This window comes from Hyphomonas sp. UBA3601 (genome assembly GCF_002375605.1).
Classification (GTDB): domain Bacteria; phylum Pseudomonadota; class Alphaproteobacteria; order Caulobacterales; family Hyphomonadaceae; genus Hyphomonas.
Genome location: NZ_DFME01000031.1, coordinates 33,056 through 46,587, shown reverse-complemented (window position 1 = coordinate 46,587; position 13,532 = coordinate 33,056). Strand labels below are relative to the sequence as shown.

At 58.0% G+C, this 13,532-nt stretch carries 11 protein-coding genes and 1 pseudogene; 9 read left to right on the top strand and 3 right to left on the bottom strand.

The window, feature by feature from the left end:
• The 3 genes and pseudogenes from B4F73_RS03455 to B4F73_RS03445 all read left to right on the top strand — a co-directional run.
• A pseudogene (locus B4F73_RS03455) lies at positions 1 to 477 on the top strand (acetyl-CoA C-acyltransferase); the annotation flags it as partial.
• Positions 478 to 588: 111 nt separating this feature from the next.
• Complete coding sequence (locus B4F73_RS03450; protein ID WP_290482509.1) at positions 589 to 1,764, top strand: DUF1131 family protein; 1,176 nt, start codon at positions 589 to 591, stop codon at positions 1,762 to 1,764.
• A 133-nt stretch (positions 1,765 to 1,897) separates the two neighbouring features.
• A complete protein-coding gene (locus B4F73_RS03445; RefSeq protein WP_290482508.1) occupies positions 1,898 to 3,592 on the top strand; it encodes a hypothetical protein in 1,695 nt (564 codons plus the stop codon).
• Between the two features lie 3 nt (positions 3,593 to 3,595).
• Here B4F73_RS03445 and B4F73_RS03440 read toward each other — a convergent pair whose 3' ends face one another.
• A complete protein-coding gene (locus tag B4F73_RS03440) occupies positions 3,596 to 5,014 on the bottom strand; it encodes a TrkH family potassium uptake protein (RefSeq protein WP_290481159.1) in 1,419 nt (472 codons plus the stop codon).
• A 295-nt stretch (positions 5,015 to 5,309) separates the two neighbouring features.
• On the opposite strand from B4F73_RS03440, the gene B4F73_RS03435 reads away from it, so the two are divergent.
• The 6 genes from B4F73_RS03435 (at position 5,310) to B4F73_RS03410 (ending at position 11,457) form a co-directional block, all read left to right on the top strand.
• The gene (locus B4F73_RS03435) at positions 5,310 to 6,350 is read left to right on the top strand and encodes a Glu/Leu/Phe/Val family dehydrogenase (RefSeq protein ID WP_290954201.1); all 1,041 of its coding nucleotides are present in this window, start codon (positions 5,310 to 5,312) and stop codon (positions 6,348 to 6,350) included.
• Between the two features lie 77 nt (positions 6,351 to 6,427).
• Entirely contained in the window at positions 6,428 to 7,258 is an 831-nt protein-coding gene (locus B4F73_RS03430; protein ID WP_206992380.1) for a universal stress protein, read from the top strand.
• 13 nt (positions 7,259 to 7,271) lie between these two features.
• Complete coding sequence (locus B4F73_RS03425) at positions 7,272 to 7,640, top strand: hypothetical protein (RefSeq protein ID WP_206992379.1); 369 nt, start codon at positions 7,272 to 7,274, stop codon at positions 7,638 to 7,640.
• Between the two features lie 92 nt (positions 7,641 to 7,732).
• Positions 7,733 to 9,643 (top strand): DUF3604 domain-containing protein, encoded by a 1,911-nt coding sequence (locus tag B4F73_RS03420; RefSeq protein WP_290482507.1) that lies wholly within the window; start codon positions 7,733 to 7,735, stop codon positions 9,641 to 9,643.
• Positions 9,644 to 9,655: 12 nt separating this feature from the next.
• The gene (locus B4F73_RS03415) at positions 9,656 to 10,489 is read left to right on the top strand and encodes a peptidyl-prolyl cis-trans isomerase (RefSeq protein ID WP_290482506.1); all 834 of its coding nucleotides are present in this window, start codon (positions 9,656 to 9,658) and stop codon (positions 10,487 to 10,489) included.
• On the top strand, positions 10,489 to 11,457 hold the full coding sequence (locus B4F73_RS03410; protein ID WP_290482505.1) for a HupE/UreJ family protein: 969 nt from the start codon (positions 10,489 to 10,491) through the stop codon (positions 11,455 to 11,457). Before B4F73_RS03415 ends, B4F73_RS03410 begins: the two co-directional genes overlap by 1 nt.
• On the opposite strand, the gene B4F73_RS03405 is transcribed toward B4F73_RS03410, so the two are convergent.
• Both B4F73_RS03405 and B4F73_RS03400 read right to left on the bottom strand, forming a co-directional pair.
• A complete protein-coding gene (locus B4F73_RS03405; protein WP_242517481.1) occupies positions 11,454 to 12,275 on the bottom strand; it encodes a sulfite exporter TauE/SafE family protein in 822 nt (273 codons plus the stop codon). The genes B4F73_RS03410 and B4F73_RS03405 overlap by 4 nt on opposite strands.
• Entirely contained in the window at positions 12,275 to 13,516 is a 1,242-nt protein-coding gene (locus B4F73_RS03400; RefSeq protein ID WP_290482504.1) for a hypothetical protein, read from the bottom strand. Before B4F73_RS03400 ends, B4F73_RS03405 begins: the two co-directional genes overlap by 1 nt.
• Positions 13,517 to 13,532: the final 16 nt, after the last annotated feature.

Here is a 13,532-nt window from a genome sequence, read left to right as displayed (position 1 = left end):
AAGGAAGGCAAATACGTCACCGCAGGTAACGCGTCCCAGCTGTCAGACGGCTCCGCAGCCGTTGTCGTGATGGAAGCCAAGGAAGCCGAGAAGCGCGGCCTCAAGCCGCTCGGCCGTTTCGTCGGCTTCAACGTCGCTGGCTGTGATCCGGATGAAATGGGTATCGGTCCAGTGTTCGCTGTGCCACGCCTGCTGGAGCGCCACGGTCTGAAGGTTGACGACATTGACCTCTGGGAACTGAACGAAGCCTTCGCCTCGCAGTGCCTCTACAGCCGCGATCGTCTCGGCATCGACCCAGAGAAGTACAACGTCAATGGCGGCTCGATCTCCATCGGTCACCCATTCGGCATGACCGGCGCACGCTGCACAGGCTCGCTGCTTATGGAAGGCCAGCGCCGCGGAGCAAAATATGGCGTTGTCACCATGTGTATCGGCGGCGGCATGGGCGCAGCAGGTCTCTTCGAGATCTTCAGCTGATCCCCGTCAACTTGAACGCAGTGAACGCCCCGAACCTCGGTTCGGGGCGTTTTCCTTTTGGGGACAAGACCTTATGTTGAACGTCACCGACATATCCGACCAGGGGCCATCATGATCCGTCACTTCTTTTCCGCCGCCAGCCTGATCGTCCTTGTCGCTTGTGGGCCTGGCGCAGATAAAGCCGACCATGGCGTCAGCACGGATCCGAACGCTGCAACAGGCTTCATCATTTCCAACACGGTCGCACCGGAAACCGCCACGGTGCGCGAAGGCGAGACCATCGCGCGCGACGCTGACGGCCGCCCCTACAATTACGCCCTTTTGGGCCAGCCCCTGCCCGCCCTGTCAGGCAAGTTGGCAGACGGCTCCGTTTTTGACCCGGCCTCGCTGGAAGGTACGTGGAACGTGATTGATATCTGGGGCATATGGTGCGGGGACTGTATGGCAGACGCGCCCTATGTGGCCGCGCTGGTCACCGCAATAGACCAGGACCCTGATCTCGGCTTCCTGTCCATTCACACGCCGGCAAACGCCAATCGTGCGACGCCGACTGACATGTACGGAAAATATGGTTCGGTCAGCGCCTATTTCGACGACAAGGGATATTCCTATCCGACCTTGCTGGATGAAGACGCCAGCCTCAGGTCTGCTTTGGAAATCAGGTGGACACCTTCCTATCTCCTCGTTGATCCAACCGGGATTGTGCGCGGCTTCCGGACAGATCTGTCTGTCGCTGATGGTGAGCCGGTGAAAGACTTTCTGAAAGACGTGGCCAGGGTCAAATCCTCGGTCAAGGCGGGACAGGCCCCGCCAGCGTTTCAGCCCGTTATCGGCCCGCAAGGTGTGATGGGCATAACTGGCGCGACGCCATTCAATACCAACGCCATTCGCGCCGCGTTTCCAGATCAGGAGATCGTGCCAGGCGAGATGGTCGCCGAAGGCGATACCTACCCGGTCTTTCAGGTGATGACCCAGTCAGACACGGCACCAATGTTCACTGTGGAGCCCGACTGGTCCAGGGGACATGTTTACCGGGTGTCGACCACCCACTCGAACGTCACAGGGCCAGGCGGCGAACAGATCGGTACGTATCGGCTTAGCCAATTGACGGAGCAAGCGCGATCGACTTGCTTTGACGGGGTGGATGAGTCGGCAAATCTTCTGATTTGCAATGACTTGGACAACGGTGTGCGATTTCAACGCGTTTTCGAACCTCTGGACGATGGAGCTGATGCGGTTCTGACTGGCATGGCCTACTATCCAGCTCGCCCAGACGCGATGGATTAACTTAGCGGAAAGCCTAACCTGCCGGATTTCGCGTCATTTCATCGATTTTGATGGAACAGGGCGTTTGATCATTCGCCTGCCAGCTTGTAACTGTTAGGAAAAGCGTTCTGGATAAACGGAAAGGCGGGTCTTGATGCTGCATCCATCCACCAAACGGCTGATAGACAAGCTCGGCGACATGACACGTCGACAGAAGGTAACGTGGCAGGAAGCCGAAAACGGCCAAATGACCCACGACACTGAAGGCTATCGAGTCACGCTGACGCCTGACCCTTACGGCGTCTTGCTCACAGATGCGCAAGGCCGGGAAATAGAGACCTGCAGCCCGTCCGACTTCAATGATGAACTTGATGCCGACGGCCGCCCTTACGCAATGTTCGTCGAGGAGCTCTACCGGGAGGCCAAGCGCCATGCACGCGGCGCAGAAGAGGCGATCAGTGCGGTGCTGGCCGGACTGACTGCTGCAGAGACAGGCGTCAGCGATGAACCTGCCGATCTGATCGACGATGCTGACGAGGAGGTATCTCCTGAGGCGTCAGGAGAGGATGCGGTCGAGGATCCATTGGATGACAGCTCCCCGCTGGAACCGGAAGCCTATCTGGAAATGGACAGTCAGTCCGACATAACATCAGCGGTCGCGTCTCTTGCGAGCCAGGTAAATACACCTTTGGAAGCCCAACCGGTTGAACATGAAGCCCCTGAAGAAATCAGCGAAGACACGCTGGAGTCTCCGATAGCATCACGGGGCGACCAACAGATGCCGTCCGAAGATGAAATCCTGACCGATGAAAACACGGGCATCTCTCTCGAAGAGGCTGTTGCTGACTCGGCTCATCAGGTAAATACTGTCGAAGACGCAGAACCCACCGAAGAAGCCACGCCTAAAGCCGAAGCCTCCATGTCGCCAATCATGGGTTACGGTGTCTCGTCACCAGATGCGCCAGCCGCGATGGAGCCTGTCGATGAACCGGGGCCACTAAACGAACCAGCCGCAGGCTATACACCGACGGGTTGTACGGAAATCGAACCGGAAGATGCCTCGACAGCGGAAGCAGACGCGCCGCAATTCATGGGCAAAGTCGACTCCGAAGCTACGGATGAGGCCGACACCTACACACCTGCCTTTGCGGATGTCAGCGACAGTGCGCCGAACCAAGCCCAGGCTGAGCCATTTGGCAGTTTCACTCCAGAACCGGAGCCAGAAATAGCACCCTCCACGCCCGAAGTTGCGACGATCGACGCGACGAGTGGAACCGAGGAAACGGCGGGTGAGCCGTCGCCTGCCCCGCAGGACAACTCCCCCCCCTCCCATAATTTCCTTACAGGTGGGTATGGTGGCGGGCTAGATGACTACGCGCCTGAGTCTGACACTGCACAAGCACATTCGGAAATGGAATCTTCGAAACCGCCTGAAGTTGAACCTCAATTGGAAGCTGCTCCAGCACCTGAGGTCGCCCCGCAGCCGCCTCAATCCTTCAGCCTTTCGGGAATTGGGAACCGGCAGGCTCCCGTCGAAGCACCAGCTCCGCTGGACGCGACCGACTCAGTTGATTCGGTGAGCGCCCCGCAAGTCGTGATCGACGCTACTCATGACCAGCCTTGGCCCGGAGCAGAATCGGACGACTCTGACGAGCATGCATCCGCCGTGGAGACGCATTTCGAGGTGCCCGAGCCGCACGCAGAGCCCGAAGTAGAGGTCGCACCAGAGCCCGACTTCATTGTGGATACTCCGACCGAACCGGCTGAAACCTTAGCCAGCGAAGAAGAGACTCAAACCTCCGAAGACGCAGCGCCACGCCCGGTCAAGCGGTTCAATCCCTGGAACTGACCACTAACCGCGCCAGAAGCGTCGGGTCAGAACCACAAATACAGCCACGAACTCGAGCCGCCCTAGCAGCATGGCAATCGCGCAAACCCATTTGGCGAAGTCAGGCAATAACTGGAATGTGCCGGATGGACCGATCATGGGGCCAAGCCCCGGTCCGACATTTGACACGCTGGTAGCGGCACCCGAAATGGCCGTCAGCGCGTCCACGCCGGTCACGCTGATTAGTGCAGCGGCGACGAGGAAAGTCAGCAGGTAGAGGCTGATAAACACCATAACCGACTGCAGGACTTCTTCATCCACCGTCTTGCCGGCATACCGGATAGGCGTGCGACGGTGCGGTTGGATCATGCGCTGCGAATAGGCAACGATCGTCTTGGCGGCGATTTCTAACCGGAACATCTTCAGCCCACATGCCGCCGAGCCCGCACACCCTCCGACAAAGGTGGCCCCCAAGAATATGACCATTACGGGCTGCCCCCAAGTGTCATAAGGCGCCGAAGCATAACCGGTGCCGGTCATGATCGAGATGATATTGAACAGGGCTTCCTTAAAGCCGTGAAAGATATGGTCGAACACTGGTGGATCAACAACGGCCTCGTGGTAGACGACAATGATGATCGAAAAGATCAATGCCAGTGCCAGATAGAGGCGCGGTTGCGGATCGGCGAGCATCGGCCGAATGCGACCTTGAAGCATCAGCATCGCCAACAGGCTGAATGGCAGGCCCGCAATGAACATGAAGAGCGTGGCGACATACGGCGCATTGGTGTCACTGAAATAGCCGAACGAGGCGTCATGCGTCGAATACCCCCCCGCCGACATGGTCGTCATCGCGTGAGTGATGGCGTCAAACCAATCCATACCAGTGAGATAATAGAGCAAGGCACAGAGCATTGAGATCAGCAGGTAAGTGAAACCCAGATACGCCGCGATGTCGGTGATGCGCGGCAGGAATTTGCCCGACATGTCGGAGCTTTCCAATTCAAACAACTGCATCCCGCCAACCCGCAGCTGGGGCAGGATGGCGATGGCCGTCACGATGATGCCAATCCCCCCAATCCATTGCAGGATGGCCCGCCACAGCAAGAGACCACGCGGCATGCTGTCGAGCCCCGTCAAGACAGTCGCGCCGGTCGTTGTTAGACCGGAAACAGTCTCGAACAGGGAATCCGTCACTGTCATGCCCGACGCCAGGAATGGAATGGATGCAATCATCGGCAGGAACACCCAGACCAATACGGTCAGGAGAAATCCTTCGCGCTGTCCGGTGCGTTCAATGTCGCCGCGCGACAAGACCCACATGCATGATCCGATCAGGATCGAACCGAAAGCAGACACCTCAAACACATAGGTTTCCGCCCGCCCATCGGCGGAATCGATCAATGCACAGGGGATCATCGCCGCACCCAGAAGGACGGTCATGATGCCGAGAGCAAGAAAGAGAGGACGAAGCTGCATGTCTGGAGGGCAAGATACGCTGCAATTCCTGCTGAGGTGTCAACGCGTTACGTGGTTAAGCAGTATGCACCGAGGATGCGATCTGGGCAGAAACTGAGGGCTTCCCATGGACTCCTGACGGTAGAACCGAGCCAAGTGTGGCCTGTGCCGGGGCAACTATGCCATTTTCGCGCCAAGTCCAAGGGCAGACGCCGGTTGACGGGATCGTCCGCAAGGGCCTAAACGCCCCTTCGTTACATTTGCAACCGATGACTCTCTCATGTTCGATCATTCCTCCTTCGATGCCCATGAGGGTGTCCACATGTTTCACGACGCTGACAGCGGTCTGAAAGCGATTATCGCTGTCCATTCATCGGCCTTGGGGCCCGCGGCAGGTGGCTGCCGCATGTGGAACTACGACACTGGTGAAGCCATGTTGCGGGATGCCCTGCGGCTCAGCCATGGAATGAGCTACAAGAATGCCATGGCAGACCTTCCCCTCGGCGGAGGCAAGGCGGTCATCTGGGGCGATGCGAAAGCCGACAAGTCACCAGAATTGTTCCGGGCGTTCGGACGCGCGGTCGAGAGTCTGAAAGGCCAGTACATCACCGCCGAAGATGTCGGCATCAGCGTCTCCGACATGCAAATCGTGCGCGAGGAAACGGCACATGTCGCCGGGCTTGATGAGGGCGATGCCGCCAGCGGAGATCCATCTCCGATAACAGCAATGGGCATATATCTGGGCATTCTCGAAACCGCGAAGCGCGCGCTTGGAACTGATGACCTTACCGGCCGCACGATTGCTGTTCAGGGCGTAGGTTCAGTCGGCGGACATGTTTGCGAACACTTGGCGAAGGCCGGTGCGAACCTCATCATCACCGATATTGACCAAGCAGCCTTGTCCGACATCTCTACCCGCACTGGGGCACGGATCGTCGCGCCCGACGAAATTTATGATGTCGATGCAGACATTTTTTCGCCAAATGCGCTGGGTGCAATCATCAATGAGAAGACGCTGAATCGTTTTCGTGTGAAGGCTATCGCGGGTGGCGCGAACAACCAGCTGATCGTCCCTGAAATGGGTGAGTTGTTGCGTCGCCGCGGTATTCTGTATGCACCGGACTATGTCATCAATGGCGGTGGCATCATCAATGTCTGCGCGGAAATCTCCGGCACCTATTTGCGGGACTGGGTCGACGCCAAGGTGAAGGCCCTCATGGTGACGCTCGGTGAAGTCCTGGATTTGGCGATGGAAAGCAGCGAGCCGACCAATCTCGTCGCAGACAGAATCGCGCGCCAAAGAATTGGACGGACGGATTAGGTAGTCTCACCTAGTTAAACCGGGGCGATAAATGGTACACACCATTATCGAACCTGAACGACGCTAGGAGTGACCCCATGTCCGTAGTCGCCATGCTGCAGGGAACGGTTGAGACCGATCTTGCAACCATACGCACCGCCCTATCCCTTGCTCGCCGCATGAATGTGCCAATGCGAGCATTATGCGCCTTGCCAGATCCGAACGCTGCTCTGATGGTGATCGCCACACCGGAGGCTGCTGGCCTGACCAGTGCGACCACCCAGTCGATCTTTGACATGCAGGAAGAAGTGCTCGCCAAGGCGCGCGAAGCCTATCAAACAGCCACTCAGGACGAAGACGCGGTTACCTGCGAGTTCAAGCACGAGGTCAACACGGTCGAACGTGCAGCGTCCAATGCGGCCTCCCTCTCGGAGGCAGTGATATTCCCACGTACAGCAGCAGACGGATCACAGCCGCTGAATGTGGGATTCGAGTACGTCCTCATGGATGCGCACCTTCCGCTTGTTCTCGCTGGCACCACGCCCGATATGGATGGGCCAGTCATCATTGCGTGGGATGGAAGCAATGGCGCAGCCCGCACGGTCCGCTTTCACTTGCCGCTTCTGAGAGCATTTGGCGATGTCATCATTGCACAGAACACAGATGACCTGAACAAGGACCCTCAACGCGAAATCGCGGCGCCGGAAGCGCTTGTGGAGTGGTTGGTACTGCAAGGGATTTCCTCGCGTGTCATGGAAATCGAAGGTGAAGTTTCTTCCGGCCTTCTGGCGATGGCGAAGGGCACCGGGGCCTGCATGATCCTGGCAGGTGCCTATGGTCATTCCCGTCTGGCTGAGCGCATTTTCGGCGGCACCACACGACGCCTGCTTACCGCTGACAATGCCCCAGCCCTTGCGCTAGCCCACTAAAGGAGAGCTTCAAATGAGCCTGTCAAAAATCGTCCTTCAGCTCGCGCGGAACCCCGGCCTCCCGAACGGTGACGCTGGGCAAGGTTATACACTGGTCGCACCACTGACGGCAGCGGGTCAGATCGATATCGATGCTTGGCGTGAAAATCGCGCCGCGTGTCGCGTTGTACGGTTTAGTCCCGATCCGGAGGAGCATGCCGACGGCTTGCTGACCCATCGAGGCAGCCATTGGTTTTTCCATTACGATGAAGACGAGGAGGGCGATGACGAAGCGGGCTTCAAACTCGGCGAACATGTGTTCAAGGAAGGCGAGTACGTTACAATCGCCAGCCATGGTGAAACGCCCCTGACGTACAAGATCACCGATATCAGCCCGGTCTGATCCTTCCCGAGCGTCAAGCTGGACAGCACGTTCTGTTCGTCGCAGAATTCCAACCAATGAGGGCAGGCTAAAATGCCCCTTGGGAGGAAGACATGAAAAGACTATTGGGCCTCGCCGTTTCGGCGATCGCTTTGGCTGCGTGCGACAGCACTGCGCCAGACACTTCCATGCAGGAGACCGACACCGCCCACATGGAGCCCGCCTCTTCCGCGACGGAGCGGACGGCAGGATACAGTGAAGACCGCAATGCCTATTTCGGCGATCTTCATATCCACACGCGATCAAGCTTCGATGCCTATATCTTCAATGTTCGTCGCACAGCCAACGACGCGTATCGCTTTGCGCGTGGTGAAACGATCACCCACCCTTCCGGATTCGACATGACGATTGCGGGCGGCCCTCTCGATTTCTACACAGTTACCGACCATGCCGAATATCTTGGCATCCTTCCTGTCATGAATACACCCGGCACAGAGCTCTCAAAATTACCTCGTGCCCAAGACATGTTTTCGACCGATCCGGAAAAAATCACCGCAGCATTTCAGAGCGTCGGCGCATCTGTTCGCTCTGGCGAAGTGATCGAGGAAATGTACGATGAATCTATTATTGGGTCTGTTTGGGAACAGAATATTGATGCCGCCAATCGTCACTATGTGCCTGGAGAGTTCACGACCTTCGCCGCCTATGAATTCACCTCAGTCACCGTCAATGAAGAGGAAGACTCGTTTGCAGGAGGCAACCTTCACCGAAACGTTTTCTTCAAGGGGGACGCGCCTGATCGCGCCTTCTCGACGCTGGATTCGCCCAACCCTGAAGACCTCTGGGACTGGATGGATGAACAGCGCTCAGAAGGTTATGAGGCCATTGCCATTCCACATAACTCGAATGTCTCTGATGGGCAAATGTTCCGTCTAGAGACATATAATGGAGATCCGCTCGATGTGGCCTATGCTGAACAGCGCATGAGGAATGAGCCCCTGGTCGAGGTAACTCAAGTCAAAGGCACCAGCGAAACCCACCCCTCCCTTTCGCCCAATGACGAGTGGGCAAATTTCGAAATCTATGACAGGCTATTGGCATCTTATCAGGTCTCGAAAACCGAAGGCGGCTATGTTCGTGAGGCCTATCGCAATGGCTTGAAACTACAGGAAGAGGAAGGTTTCGACCCATTCCGCTTCGGGCTCGTCGCGGCTTCCGATAGCCACGTCGTCGGAGGAGCCTATGACGAGAGCGACTATTGGTCAAAGGTCGGAGTCGTTGACGGCACACCGATGGAGCGAGGATCCGTCCCTTTCTTCGGCAAAAAGAATTGGGATGAGCAACCAGACAATCAGATGGTCAACAATGCCCGGGAATGGTTTTCCAGGTGGGCAGCATCTGGCCTGACTGGCGTGTGGGCGGAGGAGAACACACGTGAGTCTATCTTTGATGCGTTCCGGCGCAAGGAGACGTTTGCCACAACAGGGCCACGCATGAAGGTTCGCTTCTTCGCGGGTTATCGGTATTCTGACGATATGTTGGACGATGCCGACCTTACCCGGCAGGCCTATGACGGCGGCGTTCCGATGGGCGGTGATCTGGTTGGGACTGGCGAAGCGCCAACCTTCCTTGCCTGGGCCCAGCGCGATCCCAACATGGGTGCGCTGCAGCGTGTGCAAGTCGTCAAGGTCACCTCTGTCGGAGAAGCTGTCTATGACGTCGCTTGCCATACAGGCTCGCCGGATCCGGCGACACATCGCTGTTCAGACAATGGCGCTGCCGTTGACATGGAGACCTGCGCCCCCACGGGAGCTGGCGCAAACGAGTTGAAAGCTGTTTGGCAAGACCCGGACTTCGATGTTTCCCAGCGCGCGACATACTATGTCCGCGTTTTGGAAAATCCGAGCTGCCGCTGGTCGACTTGGGAAGCAATGCGTGGAAATGTGCCACCTCGCCCCGACGTGCCCCAGACGATTCAGGAGCGCGCCTACACGTCGCCCATCTGGTACATACCAGCCGATTAAGGGACGCTCCCATTGAAGTTCCTGAGAGACCCGCTCGTCCATTTCATCACTGCGGCCGCCTTGGTCTTTGCCGCGTTTGCCATCTGGCAAACGCGGTCGAACCAGGCAGACTCCACCATTCTGATATCCGCAAGTGAGATTGAGCGCATGGCCGCACTGTACACGTCCGAGGCGGGCACTCTGCCCGGCGAGGCGGACATGGCGGCCATGCTGTCCGACCATATACGCGACGTGGCTCTTGCACGGGAGGCGCGACGATTGGGCCTCGACCAGAATGACACAATCATCACGCGGCGACTGGCGCAGAAGATGAGTTTCGTCGTGTCGGATTTGCACGAAGATACCATGCCGATCGAACGACAGCTCGAAGACTGGCATGCCGCGCATGCAGATCGCTTCACGCAGCCTGCTACCTTGACCTTCAGCCATGTCTATTTCAGCCCTGATGTTCGCGGCGCAGAGACAGCTGCTGCCGCAGAAGAGACGCTCACGCGCTTAAACGCCTCCAATCCTCCAGCAGCGGCGTCGCTGGGTGACCCCTTCATGCTGCAGCGCCAGTATGGTGACATGCCACTTAGGGAGTTGGCGCGGCAGTTTGGTGGCGCATTTGCCGAGACCCTTTCAACAATGCCGGTCTCTGAAGACTGGCAAGGTCCCGTCTCCTCTGCTTACGGGCTCCATCTCGTTCAGGTTACACACTCAACCGCAGCTATGCTTTCACCGCTTGATGAGGTTAGAGCAGAAGTTCGCAAGGACTGGCTCGAGCAAACACGTCGCGAAAAGAATGAGCAAGCCATTCAGGAGATCATTGCGCGGTACAAGGTCGAGATAGAGGGCGGAAACTGATGCGTGTCACACTGTGCGTGTTGGCATCGATCCTGATGGCGCTCTGCGCTGCTGCACATGAGGTGCGACCAGCCTATCTGGAAATTACCGAGACCGCTCACGGCGAATATGATGTGATCTGGAAACAGCCAGTTCTGGATGGTCGACGACTGAAGCTCGACCCGGTCTTTCCTGGAAATTGCGCCCGAAAAAATGAGCGGATGTCTGCCCCTGCGGCCACGCTCGTCACCCGGTGGTCGATGGCATGCAATCTCAATAATGGCGAACTCTCAATATCGGGCCTCGACCGGACCCTTACCGATGTGTTCGTGCGCGTAGAGCGGCTGGAAGAAGATGATGTTTCGGCACTTCTGCGGCCTGGCGCGAATGCCATCCAGCTGAGCGGCCCCCAGGGCGCGCCGACACTTGCCTATTTTAAAATCGGCGTAGAGCACATCATTTTCGGTTTTGACCATTTGCTGTTTGTGCTGGGTCTTGTCCTGCTGGTCAGACCTCGCCAGTTGCTTGCCACGGTGACGGCCTTCACCGTGGCGCATTCGATCACCCTTGCCGCCTCGGCGCTGGGCGGCGTGACACTGCCCGGTCCTCCCGTGGAGATTGTCATTGCCATGAGCATCGCGCTATTGGGAGCTGAAGCAATATACAGAAAGCGCGGGCAAGACACGCTCGCACAGAACCAACCCTGGATCATCGCCTTTGGATTTGGCCTTGTCCACGGTTTTGGATTTGCGGGCGCTCTGTCTGATATTGGCTTGCCCAAAGGCGCGGAGATCTTCGCGCTGCTCCTGTTCAATTTGGGTGTCGAAGTGGGGCAAGTTGCGTTTGTGATATTCGTATTGGCCCTCGCCTGGGTCGGGCAGCGCCTCTATCGCCAGGGTGCACCATTCGTACGCAAGGCCGCAGCGTACGCGATCGGCATCACTGGCAGCTTCTGGGCCATAGAACGGATCGCCGCGACGTTTTTCTAAATGCCGAGGGCCTTCCACAACATGCGAGCCGCCACGATTGCGAGCAGAATGGCAAACCAGCGTTTCAGCTTCGCCGCATCCAGCTTGTGCGCCAGTTTTGCGCCAATCGGCGCCATGGTCACAGTGAAGGCGGAAATCAGCGCGAACGCCGCAAGGTTCACATTTCCGAGCGAGAATGGCGGCCGACCGTCTGTGCCCCACCCCACATAGATTGCAGCCAACGCGCCAGGCAAGCCAATCGCTACGCCCCAGCCCGCCGCCGTCGCAACAGCCCGATGGATTGGCCGACCACACAGAGTCATCAGGCTGACGCCAAACGTCCCGCCCCCAATTCCCATCAGGGCAGACAGTGTCCCTACAGATGCACCAAGCCCCGCGCGTACTATGCCGCCGGGCATCTCGTCTGCCAATCGCCACGTCGGACGCCCGAAATAGAGCTGTGCCGCAAGCAGGAAGGCCAATGAACCAAAAATCGCCAGCAAGCCACGATTGGACAAGTATCCGCTCAGCGCCATGCCAACCAGCGCCCCGATGACAATCCAGGGCGCCCAGCTCCGGATGATCTGCCAGTCGACGGCACCGTGAGCATTGTGGGCCATCACGCTACGGATCGAGGTGAGGATGATTGTCGCCAGAGACGTCGATACGGCGACGTGCATGGCTGTCTCGCCAAAGCCCATCCCTTCGAACAGGAAGTAGAGCACCGGCACAATGATCGCGCCGCCTCCGATGCCGAACAGGCCCGCGGCAAGGCCGGCCGCGATACCTGCTGCGGCGAGCGCCAGCAACAGGGGTGCATACTGGACAAGCAACTCCATCAGGTCACGATGGCCTTTTCCCGGTAGGCCTCAGTATCCCAACTGCGCGTTTCAATGATCTCGGCCAATTCCGACATCGCGTCCCAGATTTCAGCATAGCCAAGGAATAGCGGGGACAGACCAAAACGGATCGTGTGTGGCGTACGGAAATCGGCCTCAATGCCCCAATCGGCCAAGGCGCGGACAAGCGGGTAGCCATCTGGATGACACACACTGACATGCCCACCGCGCGAGGCCGGATCGAGCGGGGACGCAATGTCGAGCCCCATACCTTCGGCCATCATCAGACACATCTGGCCCAGGGCTCGCGCCTTTGACTGAACCTCGACCATCGAAACACCGTCAAAGACATCCAGCGCGCCATTCAGCGCGGCAAGTGAAAGAATAGGTGGCGTGCCAGAGGCGAAGCGCGCTGTCCCCGTTTTAGGCGCGTAAGCAGAAGTGAATTCAAACGGTGCAGAATGTCCCATCCAGCCCGGCAATGGCGTTTCCAATCGGTCAGCGACATCTGCCCTGGCATAGACAAAGGCAGGCGCGCCGGGACCTCCATTCAGATATTTGTAGGTGCACCCCGTTGCAAACCGTGCGCTGGCAGCGCTCAATTTAACATCAAGCACGCCAGTCGCGTGGCTGAGGTCCCAGATGATCACACCACCACCAGACTGAGCTGAAGCCTCGTCCGCGGCCATATCGGCGAGCTGAGAAGAGCGGTAATTCACGAGGCTCTTCACCAACACACCACCCTCAAGTTGGGAGATCCCCTTCCCCGGCGCAGCGCGGACTAGGTCCACGCCAGTCAAACCAGACAGACCATCAAGAATGTATTGATCGGTCGGAAACTCATCCTCTTCGACAACAAGGCGACGCGTGCGCGCCAAAGGCAACGCCGAGGCAGCAAGCTTGAACAGATTTATGGATACGCTGTCGCAAACAACTACTTCGCCCGCCTTGGCGTCCACCAGCCGTGCGAGGCGATTGCCGACATGTTCGGATAAATGAATCCACTCTGCCGAGTTCCATGCGCCGACGCGGTCGTTCACCCATGCACCCTCTGATGCTGCACGCAGATTTCGCAGGGCACCGATGGTGGCTGGCCCAAGCGAGTGCCCGACCAGATAGGTCACACCTTCCGGCAGGGCAAAGGCATCCCGGCAAAGGGCGAGCGGGTCGGTCGCATCCAGCGCCTCCGCTTCGGCGCGCGATTCCGGAAGGGATATCAAGGTCATTGCCTGTTTGTGCATGACAGAATGCGCCGAC

Coding starts and splice junctions, on each gene's coding strand:
- B4F73_RS03405 (WP_242517481.1), bottom strand. CDS start 12,275: ATGGAGTTGCTTGTCCAGTATGCACCCCTGTTGCTGGCGCTCGCCGCA.
- B4F73_RS03400 (WP_290482504.1), bottom strand. CDS start 13,516: ATGCACAAACAGGCAATGACCTTGATATCCCTTCCGGAATCGCGCGCC.
- B4F73_RS03425 (WP_206992379.1), top strand. CDS start 7,272: ATGAGCCTGTCAAAAATCGTCCTTCAGCTCGCGCGGAACCCCGGCCTC.
- B4F73_RS03410 (WP_290482505.1), top strand. CDS start 10,489: ATGCGTGTCACACTGTGCGTGTTGGCATCGATCCTGATGGCGCTCTGC.
- B4F73_RS03440 (WP_290481159.1), bottom strand. CDS start 5,014: ATGACCGTCCTTCTGGGTGCGGCGATGATCCCCTGTGCATTGATCGAT.
- B4F73_RS03450 (WP_290482509.1), top strand. CDS start 589: ATGATCCGTCACTTCTTTTCCGCCGCCAGCCTGATCGTCCTTGTCGCT.
- B4F73_RS03430 (WP_206992380.1), top strand. CDS start 6,428: ATGTCCGTAGTCGCCATGCTGCAGGGAACGGTTGAGACCGATCTTGCA.
- B4F73_RS03435 (WP_290954201.1), top strand. CDS start 5,310: ATGTTCGATCATTCCTCCTTCGATGCCCATGAGGGTGTCCACATGTTT.
- B4F73_RS03445 (WP_290482508.1), top strand. CDS start 1,898: ATGCTGCATCCATCCACCAAACGGCTGATAGACAAGCTCGGCGACATG.
- B4F73_RS03420 (WP_290482507.1), top strand. CDS start 7,733: ATGAAAAGACTATTGGGCCTCGCCGTTTCGGCGATCGCTTTGGCTGCG.